Genomic DNA, 21696 nt, shown 5'->3' with positions numbered 1-21696 from the left:
ATAGCCTATTTTTTAATTGTGTTGTAAGAACAATTATTAGCGCTTATGTTTGCTAAAAGTTTAAATACGTATGAAAAAAACAATACTAAAAGCACTTAGTTTAACCGCGCTATTCACTTATGCTAATTATTCTCATGCTCAAAGCGATGCAGCACGTTTGCTTCGCTCGGGTAAAGAAGAAGCTGCAAAATTACTAACCGGGTATTTTAACCCATTAACAAAAGGTTTGGCAAGTGGCGTTAATGACGCTTGGTATAGCACCGCAAAACCTTTAGGCCCTCTTGGTTTTGATATTAGAACAGGAGTAGGTTTTTCTATTACTAACAGCGATGCTGAAAGTTTTACACTGGCTTCCGTTGCAGCCAATAGAGATTACAATAAAGGTTTAGTTATAGAGCCTGCCAATGGTATTTACGACACCAAAATTCCAACCATAGTAGGTAACGGAAAAAGTGTTGATTTAATAGTAAAAACAAACCACCCGCTTTTCCCCGGACAAACTATTGATATTGACACCATCAAAGGTATTGAAGGATTAAATACCCCTATTTCTTTAGGTGCTTCTCCTTTTGTTCAGTTAAGTGTTGGTATAGTAAAAGAAACAGAAATAATGATTAGGTTTTTACCTATTCAGGCAGGCGATTTTTCTTCGTCAGGTTATGGTTTTGGTGTTAAACACAGCCTTACCCAATGGATTTGGGGAGTTGATAAATTACCAATTGACATATCAGGAATATTTACCTATACCAACAATGTATTGGAATATAAGTTTGGCGATAATTACATGCAATCAGATGGTTCGTCAGGCTCATTGAGCGAAAGTGAATACAAAAACTCACAAAAAATAAGAATTACCACCAGCGGTTGGCAAGTAGGCGCTATCATTTCTAAAAAATTATTGTTTTTTACACCTTACGCAAGTGTTGTATTTAACAGTGCTAATTCAGAAATGGCTATGTTAGGTATTTATCCGGTTCATTCCGTTCGTCAGAATGGAGCTACTGTTGAAAACTATACCGAAAATGTTACAGATCCTGTAAAATTATCAAGTACCTTAAATGCTTTAAGAAGTGCATTTGGTTTCAGAACCAAATTTGGCCCTGTAGCATTAGGAATGGAGTATAACTTATCATATAGCAAAGATCAGTTTAGTACGTTTAATTTTAACTTAGCTGTTAATATTCAACAGTTAATGCCAATTCCTAAATTATAATTACCATTGCAAAAATTTTAAAAGCTGCTTGAATTTTTTCAAGCAGCTTTTTTTACACCTTATGGATTTAAATACCGAAGCACAAATAGATATTTTAATTGAAAAATTTTACGCAAAAGTAAGCGTGCATGAAATATTAGGCCCTTTTTTTAAAGAAACAAATTGGGAATACCATGTGCCTAGAATCAGAGCTTTCTGGTATTTTATTTTGCTTGATAAACCGGGCTTTAAAGGAAATATTTACGATGCACATGCCAATAGGCAAATTAAAAAAGTACATTTTGATATTTGGGTTGAAATATTTTGTACCGTAATAGATGAACATTACCAAGGCGAGGTGGCCGAAAAAGCAAAAAATAAAGCCAAAGAATTAGCCTTGCTATTTAGCTGGAAACTGACAGAAAAAGAAGGAGCATAAATAACCTACCTAAAAGATGCTTAAGCCATAAAAATTTCATAGGCTTTATTGGCTTGTTCCTGTAACATTTCAAGCCCATTTTTTATAGCTGCCCCCTGCGCTGAAGCCTTTTGCAGAAACAGGGTTTGTTCTGGTAAATAAATTAAATCGAAGCAGTAATGTTCACTTGAAATAACCTGATAAGGAATTTTTGGGTAATCGTCTACCAGTGGAAACATACCCAATGGCGTACAATTGATAATCAATTTATATTCATGTACCAATGCTTCATTGAGTTGGTTGATATGAATAGTGTTGGTATTTACTTTCTCCCTATTATGAGTAACCAGCAAAAAATCTATTTTTAAAAGATTACAAACATAAGCTACTGCCTTTGCAGCACCTCCCGTACCAATTATTAATGCTTTGAGGGGTTCATTTAAAGGAATAAAATTTTGTAACGATTGCTGAAAGCCAAAAACATCCGTATTGTAGCCAACTAACTGATTTTGATTATTTGTCTTTATTATTTTTATACAATTAACAGCTCCAACGGCAGCAGCGCTATCATCCAGCTTATGTAAGTAGGGAATAATGCTTTCTTTAAAAGGTATGGTTACATTTAAGCCTCTTAAGTTTTCATTATTTTTTAGGAGTGTGTTAAATGCTTCAATACTATCAAGTTGGAAGTTTTCGTAGTAAAAAGGCTGTTTATACTGAGCAAATTTATGATTGAAATAATCTTTAGAGAACGTGTTCTTTAAATGCCCTCCAATTAATCCAAATGAAACTTCCGTATTCATAAATGCCTAATTCCTAGTCTTTAGGGTTTATAACATTGCTGATAAATTTCAATAATTCTTTTCTTCCCAGTTTTGTTAATGATGAAGTTTCAAAACATTCAGGCAATGCTGCCCAGTCCAATAACAATGTTTCCTTGAATTTAGCAATATTTTCCGCTGCCTCCAAAGGCTTTAATTTATCCAGTTTAGTAAACACAAGCACAAAAGGCACTCCCATTTCGCCCAACATATTAATAAAAGAAATATCACTGGTTTGTGGTGGTACCCGACTGTCAATTAAAACCAAAACACACTGTAAGTTTTCACGGCCTTTTAAATAGTCGATTAAAACATTCTCCCATTGCGACCTAAGCGTTTTGCTTCTTTTAGCATATCCATAACCCGGTAAATCAACCAAATGCCACTTAGCATTAATCAGGAAAAAATTAATGCTAACCGTTTTTCCTGGTGTTCCGGAAGTACGAGCCATATCCTTTTTCTCCACCAACATATTGATTAATGAAGACTTACCTACATTACTTCTGCCAATAAAAGCAAACTCAGGCAATCCACCTTTAGGACAACCACTTAAATTAGATGCTGCAATTTTAAACTCAGCCGATTTTATTTCCATGCGGGGCAAAAATGCAATTAAATTTCTTTAAAATAGGGGTTTTGTTTAAATTAATTGTCAAAGAGGACAGTTTGAAAACAGAAACAAATTTTTCGGAACAATACTTGCTATAACATAAAACCACTTAAATAATTGTGCAGTTAATTAAAAAAATTACACAGTCGTTTTTGAAAAAATGAGCATATTTGCGACTTATGGCACAAGAGATATTAGACGAGAAAGATAAGTTGCAGTGGTACAAAATAATATTTGCATTAAAAAAGCAGTTTGGCAAAAAACCAGATATGAATGGGATTTTGTTTTTAATAGGGATAAGAGAGTTGGGTGATAACAGAGAGTTTTCAAAACAGGAAAAAATGGATTTATTCCATATAGCCACTTGTAAACTGCTTAGTTACGAAGGTTATTTTGAATTAGAAGGAATTGATAAAGAGGGATGGCCACATTATAAATTAGTAAAACAGCCCGAGTATAAAGATTTATTATCGCAGGAAAATTATTTAAGACGATTAGTAGTGCGTTATTTTGAAGAAAATGATTTAATAACAGACTAAAAAAGAATGAAGAAAAGTATATTAATAGCTTTCGCTATTTTATTAAGTGTAGGTGTTTTTGCACAAAAAGCAGCCAGTAAAAAAAGTAAATTAAAGCCTAAAAAAATAGCTTTAAAAGAGTATGTATTAATTACCACCTCTTACGGTAATATGGTATTTACTTTATACGATGAAACACCTAAACACAGAGATAACTTCAAAAAACTAATTCGTGAAAAATATTACGACAGCTTGCTGTTTCATAGAATTATAAGAGATTTTATGATACAGGGAGGCGACCCTGAATCGCGTCATGCTGATTCATTACAAATGTTAGGTAATGGTGGACCCGGTTATAACATACCTGCTGAAATTCATCCTAATATTATACACCAAAAAGGCGCATTAGCGGCAGCACGTTTAGGCGATAATGTGAACCCCAATAAAGAATCAAGCGGTAGCCAGTTTTATATTGTGCAAGGAAAAAAAACAACTAAAGCGGAGTTGGAGCAGGTCATGAACCAGAAAAATTTGGCACGTAAACAAATGGCTTTGACATACTTGTTAGAAAACGATACCAACCTACGCAACCAGTTAACTTTAATTCAGCAAACACAGGGACGCGATGCTTTACAATCAGAAATAATGAAATTAGAGCCCAAAATAAATACCATTTATAAAAAGCAAGAGTTTATATATACCAACGACCATTTAATAGCTTATACAACAGTAGGAGGTACTCCATTTTTAGATATGGATTATACCGTTTTTGGTCAGATGATTTCAGGTTTTGATGTGTTAGACAGGATAGCAATAGTATATACCAACCCACAAACCAATCGTCCGTTTAGCGATATTAGAATGAAAATATCTTTAATTAAACGCTAAGCAATACTAAACTATTTACTACCTACTCCGACCTTAAAAGATGTTTAAGAAACAATTACTCGTTTTTTTATTTTTTGCTATAAATATTTATGTACAGGCTCAAACCAACGAAGAGTTGGCAACTGTTGTACAAGGTAAAGTAATTGATAAAAGAAACAGAGAACCATTACCATTTGTTACCATTACGTTTAAAGGTTCAAGAATAGGAACAACCAGCGATTTTGAAGGCAACTTTAAAATGAAAATCAATACAAAAGTTGATTCCATTAAAGTCTCCTATATTGGTTATAAAACACACTACCAAAAAATTAATTACGGGCAAACACAAACCATTCAGATTGAAATGGCAGAAGCCGCTGCCGAGTTGCGTGCAGTGACCGTACGCGTTGGTGTTAACCCCGCTTTGCGTATTATAAACAATGCCCGAAAGTTAAAGAGCATCAATAACCAAGATAATCTGGTTGCCTACCAATATGATAGTTATAATAAAGTAGATATTTCGCTTAATAATATAAGTGAACAGATGAAAAGCAATAAAATATTTAAACCCATCAAAGGTTTATTCGATACTGCTTTTCAAATGAAAAACGAAGAAGGTAAATACATATTACCCTTATTTATCAATGAAACATTTAGCCAGTATTACTATAACAAAGTACCTTCAAAAAACAAAGAAGTAATGGTGGCTAGCAGTACTACAGGTATAGGTGTTGGCGATAAAAGTTTTATTACCGATTTAATGGGAACAAGCTTGCAACAGTTTAACTTTAACGAGAATTATGTTCGCATATTAAGTAAAGATTTTATTTCGCCATTAAGCAATGTTTGCCATAACTATTATGTATATACTTTGCTTGATTCAACCATAGAAAATGGTAGGAAAAACTATAAAATAAAAATAAACTTAAAGCAGGAACAAGACCTTGGTTTTTTAGGCCACATGTGGATTCAGGATAGTACCTGGGCTTTAACACGAATAGATGTTGAAATATCAAAGTATGCCAATTTAAATTTTATTGACAGGTTAAAGTTACAGCAGGAAATGGTGCAAACGGCAGCAGGTCCGTTTATTCCTTATAAAAACAGGATGATAATAGATGTGGCGGAAATGACCAAAAACACCAGTGGTATTATTGCTAAATTTTATAACTCATTTTCAAACATAGAAGTAAATAAACCTAAGCCCATTGAGTTTTACGACAGGTTAATAGAAAGAGCCGAAGAAAGCGAACTGGAACGTGATAGTAATTTTTGGATAAGTAAACGACCCGAAGCATTTACCGGTATAGAAAAACGCATGTTTATAATGGTTGATTCCATTAAAAACCTACCCGCTATTCAAACATATATTGATGTAGTAAGAATTGTAGTGGAAGGTTATAAACGCATAGGAGGAATAGATTGGGGGCCTTATGTATTCTTGTATGGTTATAACAATGTAGAGGGAAGCAGGGTTCGTTTTGGATTTAAAACCAATCATTTATTTAGTCGGAAATGGGTTTTAAAATCGCATATAGCATATGGTTTTAAAGATGAAAAATTTAAGTACGGTTTAAGTGCCGATTATATAAGCAATAGGAGAGATTGGAATATTTGGAGTATTAGTTATAGAGATGATTATGATGTAATAGGTATTACCAACGATTTTGGACCGGGCAATAATTCATCAAACGTTTTTCAGGCCATTAGTATTTTTGCTGATGGTATTAGACTGAACAGAACACAAGAGTTTAAGTTAGGTTTATTTAAGCACTACAGCCGCGACTGGAGTTACAGGCTTGGAGCTTTGTACAATACCTTTGAGCCTTTAGGTAATTTTGTATTTGCTTATAAAACAGGTGAGCATAGCGATAGCATCAGTAATAACTACACAAATGCTCAATTATCAGCAGAACTACGCTGGGCTTACAAAGAGATATTGATAGTAAGAGGTAACGACAGATTGCGCTTAAAAAGATCAGCCATACCCGTATTTACTTTAACCTACACACATGGTTTTAAAGGTATATTAAACAGTAATTTTGAGTACAATAGATTGCAGTTAAATATAACACACCATGCCAATACAGGCGTGTTAGGTACTGCCGACTATTGGCTAACAACAGGTAAAGTATGGGGAACATTACCTTATCCTTTATTAGATGTAGCCAGAGGTAATGAAGTGTTTTTATATTCAGACTTCAATTATAGTTTGATGAATTTTTATGAGTTTATCAGCGATGAGTATGCACACTTTACCTATATACAACATTTTGAAGGATTGATATTAAATAGAATTCCGGTAGTTAAAAACTGGAAGTGGCGTAGTTTTGCTTTTGTAAAAGCAGCTTACGGAAATTTAAGTAAACAGAATATAGATTTATTGCCCGAACGCAATACAAGTGGCAAAGAACTATTAAAAGTAAATGCCTTTAAAGACAATATTCCTTATGTAGAAGTAGGGTATGGTTTTGAGAATATATTCCGCATATTTTCCATTAACATGGTACACCGTTTAACATACCTAGAGCAAAAACCTGATGCAGCAAAAGTGCGCACCTGGGGTATTAACTTAGGCGTACGCTTCCAGTTTTAGTATTTATCCAATTTCAATATAAGTAGCACCACCACCAAACTTTATTGGGTCAGCGTCTTCAAAATGTTTAGCCAAACGTTTGTTTTTAACTAAAAACGTTTGAATTTTATTTTTTAGGTATTGGTTGCCTATGCCATGTACATACACAATACTTTTCATTTGGTGTATATAAGCAGCTTCCAGTGTTTTAATAAAAACATCCATTTGAACGCCAATAATATCGTTGGTTTGAGTAGTATAGCCTTTTGCCAATAATTCGTCAAAATGCAAATCAATAACAGGCTCCGGTTTTTTGCTTAAGTCTATTTTTTCAACAACTGTTTTTTCTGAAAAATCCTTTTGCTTAAGTGCATTTAAATTTATTTTACTAAGCTCCTCATTCAGTTTAAACATGTAAGCTTGCTTTTGCAAAAAGAAACAGAATTTAAGCGATTGATGAAACTCCTTTGGATGCGTTTTAAATTCAATATGCAAAGGCTTACTCGGTTTCATGGTAACACCATCAGCTAAAATAAACTGAAACAATAAAGGGTTCCATTTATCGTAGTTTTCCAAGTTGAGTTTCATTAAAGAAACTTCTTCTTCTTTCTCTAGTTTGCCCGTTTTATATAAATTATAAATTCCTTTTTCCTGCTGGTAAATGGCATACAATAAAGTATCAGGTTCATTGTTGTGTAATATACTTTCTACATCATTTTCGCCCAACCTGTTATATGCTAAAAAAATACCAATTGGGTTGGTATTAACTTTTGGTTTTAGTTTATCCTCAGTAGTTTCTTTACCTGCGGGCTTTTGGTCGTTAAAATCAATTTTTATTATTTCACTCATTAAAACCGGAATTTCAAAATCGTCTTCTATAGTTACCCCAACTAAGTTTTTTTGCTTAAAGCTGGTAACTATGCCTTCCATATTTTCATTCACAAATTTTACTCTATCGCCAAGTTTTAACATTACTTATATGCATTTAATTAGGTCGCAATGTTAAATTAAAAAGCCGATTGTTGGTTATACAATCGGCTTTTTAATTTATACTTTCTATTTTTTCTATTTGCTAATTTTTACTGCAAAATAATCTTGTGTTCCATCCGTTTTAACGCCCTCCACCAACACTGCACCTTTTTTACCTTCAAAAGCAGTTTTTATATCGCTTACCGTTGCAATAGGTTTTTTGTCAACGCTGGTTATTACAAAACCTTGGGGAATGCCTGCAGATTTTAAAATACTTTTAGTACCAATGCTTTTTACCCTTAACCCGTTGCTGATTTTAAGTTTCAGTCTCTCATCACGGGTTAAAGTTTCAAAGTCAGTATCAAGTGCTTTGTTCGTTTCTGTTTTTTCGGCCATAGCTAAAGTAGTTTTTCCGTCAAGCCCTTTTAGCTTTACATCAAATATTTTTTCCTTGCCGTCTCTTATTACTGTTACCTTAACAATATCGCCCGGATTTTTTTTGCCAATAATTTCCTGCAATTCAGGTGTTGTATTAGCTTGGATACCGTCAATAAAAGTAATTACGTCATCCGATTTTAAACCGGCTTCTTCAGCAGCGCTGTTTTCTTTTACATTTCTAACGTAAACACCTTTTACCTGTTTCAAGCCTAATTTGTCAGCCAACTCTCCGTTTATATCAGTAATTTCAACACCTAAAACACCTCTTTGAACAGTTCCGTATTTCATTAAGTCGTTAATTACTTTTTGCATTAAGTTGCTCGGAATAGCAAATGCATAACCTGCGTATTGGCCTGTTTCGCTGGCAATAGCTGTATTAATACCAATTAGCTTTCCATCCTGACTTACCAAAGCACCACCGCTATTACCCGGGTTTACAGCTGCATCAGTTTGAATAAATGATTCAATAGGATACTGCTGTCCATTGCCACGGTTAATATTTAAGTTTCTGCCTTTGGCACTTACAATACCCGCTGTAACGGTCGATGTTAAATTAAAAGGGTTACCAACGGCTAATACCCACTGGCCCACTTTTACTTCATCGCTATTGCCAATTAAAGCAAATGGTAAATTCGATTCAGAAATACGCAATACCGCTAAATCAGTATTATTGTCTTTGCCTATTAACTCTGCATCGTATTCGCGTTTATCATTTAATATTACTTTAATTTTTGTAGCCCCGTCAATAACATGGTTATTGGTTACTATCAGTCCATCCTGCGAAATAATAACACCGCTTCCACTTCCGGCTCTTGGTCCCGGCTGTGGCATATTAAATCCACGCCCGCCAAAAAAATCAAAAGGATTCACTTCCTGCATTTCGTTATTGGCTACGGGTTTATCAACCACGGTTAAAATATGAACTACAGTAGGAGTAACTAATTCTGCCACTGCCACAAAATCAGGTCGCTGGCCGCCATCTGTCAAACTTGCATAGCGTGCTAAATGGTTCTGTGAAAACTCAGATGCATTTTCTTTGTTATTAAATAATTTGCTTAAGCCAACTGCGGCCAAGCCTCCCAGGCATGCAACCGCAAAAATTAATACGTATTTTTTCATTCTTTTTAGTTTAAATTAATTGTTTACTAACCTCTGTCTAATGTCAAATGTTATTCCAATTTTATAACTCAACGTGAACAAAAAGAAATTTGTTCTGCCGTTTTTCTTAAAATTTTATAAAATTGGTAATTTGGTGATAAGCGGTAAATAAAAAAAACTTGCAGCAATCAAAACTTAGTTGAAATTTGCGGTTCCATGCAAGTGCCACACGACAAACATACTTATTACTTTGAAAAGTATTTACGCAACGAAATGTTGGGTGATGAGAAAAGGGCATTTGAGAATAAGTTGCGGGAAGATGCTGATTTTAAATCTCATTTCGATACGTACGCATTTAACCACGATGAAATAGTTAAACAAGAATTAGAAGAGTATTATAACGAAGAAATAATACCCGATAAACCACAAAAGTCTTATTCATGGATTTTAGTTTCATTGTCTATTTTAGGTATCGTATTGTTAGCCGATTTTTATGCAAACAGAAAATACTACGAAGAGCAACAAGCCACACAAACTTACAAACAAGTATTGGTTGACAGAATAAAAGGAGCCATTGTATATCCTTTTAATTTCTTTATTCCAAAAGATAAAAATAAAGAAAAAACAAATAGTCAGATAACTACCGTTTCGGGCAGTAATGAAACATTTATACCGGATGACAGCTTAGCCGATACGGCAGAAAATGACATGATTGATTCAAGTAAAATTGAAGCTGTTATTGAAGAGCAGTTTAGTGAAATAGCCGGCAACAATGGTAATATAATGGTGGCTAAAGATTACTTATTAATAGATAGTTTAATGTACGTGTTTGAGCTGGAAAAATTCAAAGATAAGTTTCGCCTTATTTTACAGAGCACAGATAGTACATTAGCTGATAGTACCATTACCCGGTTAACCTTACAGTCATTAAATAAAAATGAGTTAAATACTAAACCGTTATTTGTGGAGTTTTGGTATTCAATAGTTGGTTTTAAAGGCTACTATTTCAATGGAAAAAAACTAGTTATTTATGGAATAGATAAACCATTTAAAGCTTTTATTTTAAAACAAAATAACCTGTATGTTTTGCATTCCGATTGGGGCGAAACAGCTTTACAGGCCGATAATCAATTGCATCGTTTTGAAAATTAAATTTTATAAATACCAGGGCACAGGAAACGATTTTATCATGGTTGATGATAGAAACAAAACCTTTGATGCTACCAATCAAAAACTAATAGAAAGCCTTTGCGACAGGCGATTTGGAGTAGGAGCTGACGGCATGATTTTATTACAAAACCATGCAGGTGCCGATTTCTATATGCAATATTTTAATAGCGATGGCAGGGAAAGTTCTATGTGTGGAAATGGAGGAAGGTGTATTGCCCAGTTTGCCAAAGACTTAAAAATAGTAGGTGATATAGCAACCTTTTATGCGGTAGATGGTGAACATACTGTATCGTTTAAAAACAATTGGGTTAACTTACAAATGATGGATGTAGCAGAAGTGCAGGAGAGAACAAACAATGTATTTGTTTTAAATACAGGCTCGCCTCATTATGTACAATTTTTTGATGTAGATGTAGATAGCATTGACTTGGTTACTGAAGCAAAAAAAATAAGATACAATGAAGAGTTTGCTGACAAGGGAATTAATGTAAATTTTGTTTCAGTACATAACAATATTTTAAAGGTAAGAACCTACGAACGCGGGGTTGAAGATGAAACTTTTAGCTGTGGTACAGGTGTAACAGCTGCTGCCATAGCTTTTCACAAACAATCAGGCAATAATGAACCAACTATTCAAATAGAAACCAAAGGAGGAAACCTTTCTGTAAATTATTTGTTCAGTAATAACGTATTTACAAATGTGCATTTAAATGGTCCTGCTACATTTGTATACGATGGAGAAATAATGATTCCATAATTTTATCATATACCATTCAATAAAATAAAATGACTTATCAACGCAGAAAAACGAGTACCGTAAAAATTGGTGATTTATACATTGGCAGCGATTTTCCAATCGTACCACAAAGTATGACCACTACCGATACCATGGATACCCAAAAGTCAGTTGAGCAAATTATAAGAATGGTTGATACGGGTTGCCAGTTGGTTCGTTTAACAGCACCGAGTATAAAAGAGGCTCAAAATTTAGCCGAGATAAAAAAAGTGTTACAAGCCAAAGGTGTTCAGGTTCCACTTGTTGCTGATATACATTTTACACCCAATGCGGCAGAACTAGCCGCACGCATAGTAGAAAAAGTACGTGTTAATCCCGGTAACTATGCCGATAAGAAAAAATTTGATATTATAGAGTATACCGATGCCGAATACCAGGAAGAGATAGACCGTATCAGAGAAAAATTTGTACCATTAATAAAAATTTGCAAAGAGTACGGAACAGCTTTGCGTATTGGTACCAATCATGGCTCGTTAAGCGATAGAATTATGAGTCGTTATGGCGATACTGCCCATGGAATGGTTGAAAGTGCCATGGAGTTTTTACGCATAGCAGAAGAGGAGCAGTTTCATAATATTACCCTTTCCATGAAATCAAGTAACCCGCAGGTAATGGTGCAGGCTTATCGTTTATTGGTAAAAACAATGGATGCTAACAATATGCATTATCCCTTGCATTTAGGTGTAACCGAAGCAGGCGATGGTGATGATGGTCGTATTAAGTCAGCTTTAGGTATAGGTGCTTTATTAGAAGATGGTATTGGCGATACCATCAGGGTTTCGTTAACTGAAGATCCGGAATTTGAAGTACCTGTAGCTAAAAAATTAATTGAACGCTATACCAATATAAAACAAAACGAGTATGCGCAAATTGATTTAAACGATGCGGAAAAAAATAACTGGAGTGCATTTGATTATAAAAGAAGAGAAACGGATGAGGTTTATAATATAGGCGCACATCAGGTTCCGAGGGTAATTGCTAATTTTAGTTTAAACAATAATTTACAAGCAACTGATTTAACAACTATCGGGCATATTTATGATGCGCATTTAGACAAGTGGCACATGAATGATATGGGAGCCGATTTTGTTTATTTAGGCGATAATAAATGTTCGTTTATGTTGCCAATGGGCTTGAAAGCCATTTATAATGCCAACGTATGGAATATAATAAGCGATAAAAGCAATGCTTTTCCTTTGTTTACTTACCATGATGTTTTTGCAGGTAAACATACCGTAGCACATTCAAACACCTTAAACTTTGTTTATTTAAAAGACGAAGAGATAACCGAAAGCATTATTGCACGGGCAAACCAAATACAAAAAGTAGTGTTTATATTGGAGTCAGGCGCTTTAAACCCGATGACGATTATGCGTTCTGTATTTTTTAGCTTGAATAACCGGAACGTAAAAAATGCAGTTATAATAGCTCACGAATACCACACGGAAATAGATGAAGAACAATTTATGTTACATTGCTCAACCGATTTCGGGGCTTTGTTAATAGATGGTTTTGGTGATGGGTTAATGGTTACAGCACCGGCAATAAAAGCAGAAAGAATAAACCAAATAGCTTTTGGCATATTACAAGCTGCAAGAACCCGCATTTCAAAAACAGAATATATTAGTTGCCCAAGTTGTGGCAGAACTCTTTTCGATTTGCAGGAAACCACTGCAATGATTAGGAAAAGAACTGATCATTTAAAAGGCGTAAAGATTGCCATTATGGGCTGTATAGTAAACGGCCCTGGCGAAATGGCCGATGCAGACTACGGTTATGTAGGCAGCGGAGTTGATAAAATAACCCTTTATAAGGGCAAAGAAGTGGTAAAAAGAAACATTGCAAGCGACAATGCTGTGAATGAATTAATTGAATTAATCAAGGAAAATGGCGATTGGGTAGAGGTTGCACTCTAATTTCAAATGACGATTTAATGACAAAAAATAAGCAACCTATTTAGTTAAAAAATGGTCTGTTATTTTGAAAATGGCAAATAATAGCTATTTTGCTGCCCTTAATATTAACAAAACAAAAACTATATATATTATGAAAAAGTTAATACTTTCAACGATTGGCCTAGGAATGGCCTTAGTTTCATTTTCGCAACAGGATATGAACATTAAAAACAAGGGTGTTTTGGATGTAAACAAAGCAAACGCTCACAAATCTAAAACACTTTCAAAAGATGCTAGATCAGAGTGGTACAACCCTTTAGATATTTTAGGAACTGCTGATTTCAAAACCTATATTGGTTTTATGATGAATGATTCATTAGCTAAATTTATTGATGATCAAGGTGTTGCAAGCCAAGGAAGAACTTTCCAAGCTATGGCTCAAATCATTGACCCTAAAGACAATGCAATTGACTTAGGTGCTGATCCAACTATCAAAATGTCAAAATTCACTAATTACACAGTTGATTCAATTTCGTTCAGATACTCATATATCAGAAGAGTTGACTCTATCAATGATGGATTAGGAAACCCGGTTCCGGTTGTTGATACTTTATTTGTTTACTACTTTAAAGGTAACCAAATATCAAGAAATCAATCTATTCAAGGTGCAACTTCTAGATTTGGTTATATCGGTTACGATTTCGCAAAAAGACGTCCTAACAACTACTTCGACATTGATACCGTTTTATTAGGTGCTGATTTAGCTACAGGTGCTCCTACATCTACAGGATGGCGCTCAGCCGAGTTAGGTTTAGCAGCTCCTGCAGGTATGACAGTAAGTGCTAATGGTGGTTCAAATGCTGATAACTTAATTGCTTATGCAGTACAATTTAAAAATGGTACAACTTACGATGATACTTATGTTTTTGAAGACAGAAGAGATTCAACAGTTGTTCCTGCAAACACAAAATGGGTTAACTATTTCTGCTACCGTATGGGTGCAAACGAAGGCACTACTCCAATCACAAGCACATTCTTTAACAGCTCATTATTCGTTCCTCAAGATTTTTCTTATGCTATGAAAAACGGTTGGACAGGATGGTACCCAGGTATCGGTTTCACTAACGATCAATACTTAGATGCTGGTGCTAAATTATCATCTTCAAACATTGCAGTTAAAGAAGTAGCTAATTCATTCTCATTAGGCCAAGCTTTCCCTAACCCTACTAGCAACGATGTTACTATTGCATTTAACTTAAAATCAAGCAAAAATGTAAAAATCAGCATCCTTAACTTATTAGGTCAGGAAGTTATCAATGTAGCAAACGATAAATTTGCTGCTGGTAGCAACGAAGTTAAAGTTGACGTAAGCAACTTAAACGCTGGTGTTTATTTCTATTCAATGACTGTTGATGGTGTAAGCCAAGCTCAAAAATTAGTTATTAAATAATTAGTAATTTAATTCAATAAAAAAAGCCGTTGCACTTAGTGCAACGGCTTTTTTGTTTATGGCCGTTAGTTAGTTGATTAGTTTACTTGTTGATAGAGTACCGTAAAGGCATTTACTATTAGTCTTTTAAGCCATGGAAAAAGAGTATTTTGTGTAAATGGTTGTTGCTGATAAAATAGAATATTTAGCATCTAGGTTCTTGCTAAATGTTGCTTACTTTAACTATTGGCTTATAAAATAAAAAGCCCAAGAGTTAATTTATTCTTGGGCTTTTGTTTTGATTATTTTTAAAGAAGCTTATTTCACTAATTTAACTACCACTTTTTCTATGGCTGTATTTACATGTACAAAATAAATGCCTTTGCCTAAAGCATTCATTTCATCCATATGGATGCTGTTTTCACCATTTTGAACTGGCAAGGTTTTGTTGATTAGTTGATTGCCTTTTAAGTCAAAAATGGATACGGTTACTAATTGCTCTGTGTTGGTTACAATAGTAATAGCAGTCGATTCACTAACAGGATTAGGATAAATATTGATAAGTGTATTTTGTTTATTTTCCTTACGAACAATAGCTGTTTTTGAATAGGTAAAGCGAGTATCATTATCTATTATTTTTAAACGATAGTATAAAGTGTTTTCTTGTACGGCTGCAAATGCTTGTTGGTGTGTAAATGAGTAATTATTGGTACTGTTGGTATTACCGCTTGCTTTTACAGAACCAATAGTATTAAAGTTAATTCCATTGGTACTTACTTCTATTTGGTATTGGTTAGCATTTAATTCCATTGCACTTTGCCAGTTTAGTAAAACATCGTTGTTGTCAGGTTTAGCTGTAAACTGAACCAGTTTAACAGGTAGTGCATTGATGTTGTCAGTACCTGTAAAATAAGCAGGTAGTGTATTGTCGGTTAAAGTGATATTGCTTGATAACATATTGGTGCTGATTGTTGCTATACTGCTATTTAGTAAGTTCCAATTAGGCGATTGATAATAGGCTAGTCTTGCAGTATTTGAACTGCTGGTATTTCCATAAACAGCTGAATCAAATAAGAGCTTTACAGTATAGTCATATCCACTTCCTGCTATTTGGCCAATACGGTAATGAGCATTGTAATGGGCAGTAGCCGGAATTAAGTTAGGGGCTGCTACTCCGCTATAATACCTGATATTTACAATAGAAGGAACAGTGCCGGCTGCTCCCCAAGTAAAACTGGCAACAGTACGTCCTGCAAAAGAATAATCAGTTGTACTGCTATTGGTAGGTGTTGCTGATTCAATGGCAAAAGGAGGTAAGGTTACTGTTGAAAATTCATCAGCTCCTATATCAACTGCTCCGGCAGCAATGGTTGTACTGCGCGATTGGCCTTGAATATCATTATTGTTGCTTGCTATGGCAATTCCTTTTCCTTTTGCATACCAGCATAAAGCGGTTGATGAATCAATGGTTAAATCGCCATTGGCTAAATCTTTAAAAAATGTATTGGCGGGAACGTTAGCCGTTGTATCTGCCCAACTGTTTACATCGCTGCCTGATGAACTAATCCATTGCGATAATGACTGAGGTGTAAAAGCGCTGCTCCAGGCTCCAATACTTGATGGGCTGGCTGCTACCAATAAATTATAAGAAGAGGTGTTTGCTGTCCAGTTACTGCTTGGTGCAGCTACTACATTGGCTATAGCCGAATGTACACCTGTTCCACCTGTACGGTCATTGTATAAAATATTGTTTCGTAATACTGGAATGCTATTGGCATTTCTTCTTTCAAAGGCAAATGAATTCAATGCACCTGAAGAAGCAGTTCCACCCACATAAATGGTATTGTTGAAATAGCTTATGGTATTACCCGATGCAAAATCGGAAATTCCTCTGATTGTAATTGGGTTGGTATTGATACCATTTGAAAGCGCTATGGTATTGTTACGTACAATCCAGTTTTTAGGTCCTGTTAAATAAATACCGTGTATGGCTGCTCCTGTATTGGTACTGCCACAAACTATATTGTTTATGGTGTTGTTTTCAATAATTCCGTTTTGCGATAAATGATCAATAACAATACCTGTTGGAATAACTGCACCCACTGAATTGTTATTTAAATTACTCACCTTGTTTTTGCCAATATATACAGTGCCTATATTGGTGCCTGAAAGTAATCCTATGCCATGTAAAGAGCCAGTGGTTGGGCCGCTAGTAGCTGAATTGGTATGCAAATTATAAATATTGTTGTTATAAATATAAGGTGATACTGCACCGCCTTGTATGGCAATACCTCTTAAGCTTGAACCACTTGTTGTATTGGAAGCAGTAATATTAGCTACTGTATTGTTTGAAATAATAAGTTCTCCAACACCTTGCAATGTTCCGTATATACAATAATTAAGCGGAATATTAGTAGTAATACTTCCGGCTATACTTGGGTGGCCAACTATATTACCTGTTATGTTTCCTGCCTCTACACGTCCAGATTCTACCCTGATACCAATAAAAGCTAAATTGGTACCTGATGATATAATATTTAAGTTTTGTATGGTGTTACCTTGTACAGAGGTACCAATGTCTACTCCACTGTTAATGTTCATGGCTACAAAGCTACGTGCATTGTTTTCGGTCCAGGCAAAACCTCCACAAAGTGGTGCATTGCCACCAAAATAGTTGTTATTGATATGGTTGTTATTGGATAGTACACCCGGTATCATCATAATACAAACTAAATCGGTTGTTAATAGCTGTGCTGATGTATTGTAGTAAAAGCTATTGTTGCTAATAGTCCAGTTACCTCCGTTGCCTGTTGGCGAAACATATACACCTGAACGATTAAAGTTAAACAGGTTGTTGTTATCAATATGGATAGTGTGGTTAGGTGCGTTTACACTGCCTTGCGAATAAATTAAAATAGTGGGAATACCCATTGAATCGCTTCTGTTTCTGATATCGTTATTTTCAATGCTAATGTTTGCATTGCTCATGCTATTGTTAGTACCGGCTATATGAATTACACCCATGGTTTGTAGTGTTAAAGCGCCTTCAATAATGCAGTTTCTTATCGTATCAAAATTGGCTCCGTTGCTGAATTTAAATGTGGAGCCTGATGCTGATTTATTGATAAAACGTAAAAACTTACCTGTTCCGCTAACGGGGTCTTTACCATCGATAACTAATTTTTGTGTACCAACTAGATCAATATAATAATTTGCTTTGGTGGCTTCTATTGTTTTTAGAATATTGTCAGGTGATAGAATGGCAATACTGTAATTATTGTTTTTAACATTCAATATGGCTGAGCCAGTATCTACTATGTTTGTAACAATACTTATATTTAAATTACCATTTAAACCCTCGGTGTTTATGGCCTGAAAAGCCTCACTTAGTAAGTTGTAATCAGCACCGGTACCCACTGTAATATTTCCAGATAATCCATTACCGATTGTTCTGCTGCCTACGGGTGCTGAATTTGTTGTTGTAACAATATTGCTGTTTACCACTACTTGCATGCACTCTGCATCAATAACATTGGAAGCAGTGGCGGTATTGTTAACACCGTATGACAACCAAAAGTAATTATCGCCAACAGTTAATACTTGCGAACCATTGATGGTAAAAGTTCCGTTGGGATTGCTTACTAATGTACCTATTGTTTGTGAAGTGTTAAAGTTACTATCGGCACCGGTATAAAATACTTGGGCATTACTTAGATCACCGGTATTGGTAGTACCGCTTGTATTAAAAGCCAGTTGTGTTAAAGTTAATGGATTTAACTCTCCGCCTGTATTCACGTTAATGTTAAGGATAGCATTGTTGTTTGTGTTTTTTGCAATTTTATCAGTAACAGGTTGTGCGCAACTAACACTGTTTACCGACATATTAGCAATAGTGTAGGGGCTAAACTCTATAAAGTTGTTATCAGTTAATGAGCTGGTATTTACATTACGCAATCTGTATTTGGTGTCAAATTGTTTAGCGGTACTATTGTTTAATTGTATGCCTGTTGTAACCGATGTTGTTGGTGTTGAAATAGGCGATAGTGGGTTAAAGGTTCCTTCAACCAAATATATTTTATCACTGCCTTCTTCCAATACGCAAGCAAAGGTTATATCACCAATGGCAGGTGCGCCAATTTCCATCGATACCCATTTAATCCATAGTTGCCTGTTAGGAGCGGTTCCCCAAACTTTCCAAACTACTACATCGTTAGAGTTGGTAGGAGGAGCAGCGGTAAATGCATCCCAATAACAAGCCACGGTTGAATCCGGTACATCTACTGAAGGCAGGTTGTCATTGTAGTTTGGTAATGTTGTTGTGGCTGTATTGAATGTAAGTAAGCCGTTTACACTGGCTTTAAATTCGGTAACAGGATACCCGTAAAAATTAAATGCAAAAGGAATTGGTACGGGTAAAGACCATTGATTGATATTAATAGATGGTGCTATAATTTGTGTCCAGCCTGCAACTACATCATCGTTATCGGTATTGATAACGCCCGGATTACCACCACTGTTGGTATAGTTAATGTTATAATTTGTTTGTGCTAAGGCTAAAAAACTTATTGCCAGAAAGGCAAATGAGCATGCAATTTTTTTCATAATGATTATAAAAAGTAGGCAAATATAGATTGCTTTATTTTAAATCATAATATTTCAGTTAAGCAGCTTATGGTGTTTTGTATTCAACCCTGCTAATTCAATTTTGAAGGCCTTATTTTAATGTATGAACAAGAAAGGTTTATGTTTAAAAAAACAGGCCCCTTGTTTTGAGACAAGGAGCCTGTTTTATAATCTTTATCATGCGGCTATTTGCCTTGCAACATATCAGCCATTAGCTCTTTCGATTCGTCTAAAATTAAATCAGCGTTCTCTGCATTTTTACCTTTTTCGCTTTTTGCTTTTTCGCGGGCTGCTTTACGCTCTTTGTTTTTTGTTTCTGTTTCCTTTAGCTCAGCTTTGTATTGCTCTTCGTTAATGGTAACATATTGTTTATTCTGGGCTTTGTTTATTTCTTTAATATCATCCAGTAAATAATTGTATTCGGCATTGTGTTTCATTCTGTCAGCATGTGCCAGTTTTATTTTATCCAGTTCGTTTTGTATGCTGCCATTGTACTCATAAGGCTGTGCTTCTATCATGTCGTAAGGCAATGCATACGGGCTGGCATCTTCGCCATACTCAGCTCCGGCAAAAGCACTAGGGAATTCTATATCAGGAACAACGCCTTTGTGTTGTGTGCTGCCACCGCTTATTCTGTAAAATTTGGCTAAAGTAATTTTTACCTGTCCCATTTTTTTGTTATCCATTTGCAGGAATTGGTTCAGGTCTATAATGTTTTGAACGGTGCCTTTGCCATAGGTCTGTTCGCCAACTATTAATGCTCTTCCATAGTCCTGCATAGCAGCAGCAAATATTTCGCTGGCACTGGCACTAAACCTGTTTACTATAACTTGCAATGGTCCACTCCAAAGTATTTCTTCATTGTTATCACGTTCGGGTTTAACCACTCCGTAAGCATCTTTTACCTGTACAACCGGGCCGTTTTTTATAAATAATCCTGTTAACTCAATAGCTTCCTGTAACGAGCCTCCACCATTGTTACGTAAGTCAATAACAATACCATCTACTTTGGCATCTTTCAATTCATTGATAATACGTCTTACATCGCGAGTGGTGCTTTTATAATCTTTTTCACCTGCTTGTGCCCTGGCAAAGTCAAGGTAAAATGTGGGTATGTCTATTACGCCAATTTTATAAGTTTTTCCATTACGTGTAACTTGTTTAATGCTGCTTTTCGATGCTTGGTCTTCCAACACAATTTTATCGCGTACTATTTCTACTATTTTGGTTTTAGTGTTAGTTGCATCATTTGGTAAAATTTCTAAACGCACAGTGGTTCCTTTTTTACCTCTTATTAATCCCACTACATCATCTATTCGCCAATCTAATACACTTACCATTTCGCCATTTTTACCTTGTCCTACGGCTACAATTTTATCGTTGTTGGCTAACTTTTTACTTTTTTCCGCAGGGCCACCTTTTACTAAGGCGGCTATTTTAGTGTATTCATTGTCGGTTTGTAAAGTAGCACCAATACCTTCTAAACTTAAACTCATGGAGGTATTAAAATCATCGGCCTGACGGGGAGCCATATAGTTGGTATGTGGGTCGGCTATTTCGGTTAATGCATTGGCATAAAAACTAAATACATCGGTACTTTTTGTTTTGCTTAATTGTTTGTATAAGTTTTTATAACGTTTTCTTACTATGTCAACGCAGGTTTTATAATCTTTACCATCTGTTTTCATAGCTAGTACTTCAAACTGAATTTTATTGCGCCATAGTTTATCTAATTCGCCAACACTTTTTGCAAAACCGGCATCTTCGCGTTTGTATTGAAATGAATCTTTGCTGGTAAAGTCTAACTCGGTGTTTAGTATATCAAAGGTGTAGTTAATACGCTCTTCTAAACGAGTTTGGTATTTGTTATAAATAGCGAAACCGGCTTGTGCATCGCCTTTCAACAGGTCATCATCCAATTGGTTTTCGAAGGGTTTAAATCCATCAATATCGCTTTGTAAAAAATACAAGTGTAGTGGATCTAAGTGTTTGCAATAATTAGTTAATAACTCTTTCGATAAAGAATCGTCAATTTTAACCTTGCGGTAATGTCCGTTTGATATAACCTGACCAACCAACTGAAACAACATGCCGTGGTAAGCTTCGGGCGCTTGTGTTTTTAGAACTATTTTGGTTGAATCGTTGGCAAAAGAATTGGCAGTAATAAATACTAAAAGTATAAAGGCAAACGCGATTTTCTTAATCATGCATGCAATTAAACATGCTTGGCATATAAATGCAACTTATTATTTTAAAATGATAAATTAGGGGATGACT

15 protein-coding genes are annotated in these 21696 nt (G+C 35.2%); 9 read left to right on the top strand and 6 right to left on the bottom strand.

The genetic code is table 11. From position 1 onward, the window contains the following. Positions 1–70: 70 nt before the first annotated feature. Positions 71–1213 carry a DUF6588 family protein gene (locus V4538_10380; GenBank protein MES2381436.1) on the top strand — a complete coding sequence of 381 codons (1143 nt, stop codon included), beginning with the start codon at positions 71–73 and terminating at the stop codon, positions 1211–1213. Between the two features lie 61 nt (positions 1214–1274). Beyond that, positions 1275–1631 carry a group III truncated hemoglobin gene (locus V4538_10375; protein ID MES2381435.1) on the top strand — a complete coding sequence of 119 codons (357 nt, stop codon included), beginning with the start codon at positions 1275–1277 and terminating at the stop codon, positions 1629–1631. 20 nt (positions 1632–1651) lie between these two features. Here V4538_10375 and V4538_10370 read toward each other — a convergent pair whose 3' ends face one another. Together V4538_10370 and yihA are read right to left on the bottom strand one after the other, a co-directional pair. Next, positions 1652–2413 carry a shikimate dehydrogenase gene (locus V4538_10370; GenBank protein MES2381434.1) on the bottom strand — a complete coding sequence of 254 codons (762 nt, stop codon included), beginning with the start codon at positions 2411–2413 and terminating at the stop codon, positions 1652–1654. A gap of 13 nt (positions 2414–2426) precedes the next feature. Then, positions 2427–3026 carry a ribosome biogenesis GTP-binding protein YihA/YsxC gene (gene yihA, locus V4538_10365; protein MES2381433.1) on the bottom strand — a complete coding sequence of 200 codons (600 nt, stop codon included), beginning with the start codon at positions 3024–3026 and terminating at the stop codon, positions 2427–2429. 194 nt (positions 3027–3220) lie between these two features. On the opposite strand from yihA, the gene V4538_10360 reads away from it, so the two are divergent. From V4538_10360 to V4538_10350, 3 genes are read left to right on the top strand one after another with little or no spacing between them, the layout of a single operon-like run. After that, entirely contained in the window at positions 3221–3580 is a 360-nt protein-coding gene (locus V4538_10360) for a hypothetical protein (GenBank protein MES2381432.1), read from the top strand. A gap of 6 nt (positions 3581–3586) precedes the next feature. Beyond that, positions 3587–4447, top strand: a complete 861-nt coding sequence (locus V4538_10355) for a peptidylprolyl isomerase (protein ID MES2381431.1) — start codon at positions 3587–3589, stop codon at positions 4445–4447. Between the two features lie 40 nt (positions 4448–4487). Continuing rightward, on the top strand, positions 4488–7022 hold the full coding sequence (locus tag V4538_10350; GenBank protein MES2381430.1) for a DUF5686 family protein: 2535 nt from the start codon (positions 4488–4490) through the stop codon (positions 7020–7022). 3 nt (positions 7023–7025) lie between these two features. On the opposite strand, the gene V4538_10345 is transcribed toward V4538_10350, so the two are convergent. After that, positions 7026–7973 (bottom strand): Smr/MutS family protein, encoded by a 948-nt coding sequence (locus V4538_10345; protein ID MES2381429.1) that lies wholly within the window; start codon positions 7971–7973, stop codon positions 7026–7028. 93 nt (positions 7974–8066) lie between these two features. Beyond that, positions 8067–9527 carry a Do family serine endopeptidase gene (locus tag V4538_10340; GenBank protein MES2381428.1) on the bottom strand — a complete coding sequence of 487 codons (1461 nt, stop codon included), beginning with the start codon at positions 9525–9527 and terminating at the stop codon, positions 8067–8069. A gap of 195 nt (positions 9528–9722) precedes the next feature. Between V4538_10340 and V4538_10335 the strand changes: the two genes are divergently transcribed. The 4 genes from V4538_10335 to V4538_10320 all read left to right on the top strand — a co-directional run bounded on the left by V4538_10335 (position 9723) and on the right by V4538_10320 (position 14817). After that, entirely contained in the window at positions 9723–10658 is a 936-nt protein-coding gene (locus tag V4538_10335) for a hypothetical protein (GenBank protein MES2381427.1), read from the top strand. Further along, positions 10648–11433, top strand: coding sequence for a diaminopimelate epimerase (gene dapF / locus V4538_10330; GenBank protein MES2381426.1), 786 nt, complete (start codon positions 10648–10650; stop codon positions 11431–11433). Before V4538_10335 ends, dapF begins: the two co-directional genes overlap by 11 nt. A 29-nt stretch (positions 11434–11462) precedes the next feature. Next, the gene (gene ispG / locus V4538_10325) at positions 11463–13388 is read left to right on the top strand and encodes a (E)-4-hydroxy-3-methylbut-2-enyl-diphosphate synthase (protein MES2381425.1); all 1926 of its coding nucleotides are present in this window, start codon (positions 11463–11465) and stop codon (positions 13386–13388) included. Positions 13389–13518: 130 nt separating this feature from the next. After that, positions 13519–14817 carry a T9SS type A sorting domain-containing protein gene (locus tag V4538_10320; protein MES2381424.1) on the top strand — a complete coding sequence of 433 codons (1299 nt, stop codon included), beginning with the start codon at positions 13519–13521 and terminating at the stop codon, positions 14815–14817. A 297-nt stretch (positions 14818–15114) separates the two neighbouring features. Here V4538_10320 and V4538_10315 read toward each other — a convergent pair whose 3' ends face one another. Together V4538_10315 and V4538_10310 are read right to left on the bottom strand one after the other, a co-directional pair. Beyond that, on the bottom strand, positions 15115–19398 hold the full coding sequence (locus V4538_10315; GenBank protein MES2381423.1) for a BNR-repeat neuraminidase N-terminal domain-containing protein: 4284 nt from the start codon (positions 19396–19398) through the stop codon (positions 15115–15117). Between the two features lie 206 nt (positions 19399–19604). Beyond that, complete coding sequence (locus tag V4538_10310; GenBank protein ID MES2381422.1) at positions 19605–21626, bottom strand: carboxy terminal-processing peptidase; 2022 nt, start codon at positions 21624–21626, stop codon at positions 19605–19607. Positions 21627–21696 lie beyond the last annotated feature (70 nt).

Source organism: Bacteroidota bacterium, from assembly GCA_040388375.1.
In the GTDB taxonomy this organism is placed as follows: domain Bacteria; phylum Bacteroidota; class Bacteroidia; order UKL13-3; family UKL13-3; genus JAAFJM01.
The sequence above is the reverse complement of the archived record's forward strand: the minus strand, read 5'-3'. Positions and strand labels throughout refer to the sequence as shown.

Excerpts from the sequence above, each read along its gene's own strand:
- V4538_10380 (MES2381436.1), top strand. The coding sequence starts at position 71 with ATGAAAAAAACAATACTAAAAGCACTTAGTTTAACCGCGCTATTCACT.
- V4538_10375 (MES2381435.1), top strand. The coding sequence starts at position 1,275 with ATGGATTTAAATACCGAAGCACAAATAGATATTTTAATTGAAAAATTT.
- V4538_10370 (MES2381434.1), bottom strand. The coding sequence starts at position 2,413 with ATGAATACGGAAGTTTCATTTGGATTAATTGGAGGGCATTTAAAGAAC.
- yihA (MES2381433.1), bottom strand. The coding sequence starts at position 3,026 with ATGGAAATAAAATCGGCTGAGTTTAAAATTGCAGCATCTAATTTAAGT.
- V4538_10360 (MES2381432.1), top strand. The coding sequence starts at position 3,221 with ATGGCACAAGAGATATTAGACGAGAAAGATAAGTTGCAGTGGTACAAA.
- V4538_10355 (MES2381431.1), top strand. The coding sequence starts at position 3,587 with ATGAAGAAAAGTATATTAATAGCTTTCGCTATTTTATTAAGTGTAGGT.
- V4538_10350 (MES2381430.1), top strand. The coding sequence starts at position 4,488 with ATGTTTAAGAAACAATTACTCGTTTTTTTATTTTTTGCTATAAATATT.
- V4538_10345 (MES2381429.1), bottom strand. The coding sequence starts at position 7,973 with ATGTTAAAACTTGGCGATAGAGTAAAATTTGTGAATGAAAATATGGAA.
- V4538_10340 (MES2381428.1), bottom strand. The coding sequence starts at position 9,527 with ATGAAAAAATACGTATTAATTTTTGCGGTTGCATGCCTGGGAGGCTTG.
- V4538_10335 (MES2381427.1), top strand. The coding sequence starts at position 9,723 with ATGCAAGTGCCACACGACAAACATACTTATTACTTTGAAAAGTATTTA.
- ispG (MES2381425.1), top strand. The coding sequence starts at position 11,463 with ATGACTTATCAACGCAGAAAAACGAGTACCGTAAAAATTGGTGATTTA.
- V4538_10320 (MES2381424.1), top strand. The coding sequence starts at position 13,519 with ATGAAAAAGTTAATACTTTCAACGATTGGCCTAGGAATGGCCTTAGTT.
- V4538_10315 (MES2381423.1), bottom strand. The coding sequence starts at position 19,398 with ATGAAAAAAATTGCATGCTCATTTGCCTTTCTGGCAATAAGTTTTTTA.
- V4538_10310 (MES2381422.1), bottom strand. The coding sequence starts at position 21,626 with ATGATTAAGAAAATCGCGTTTGCCTTTATACTTTTAGTATTTATTACT.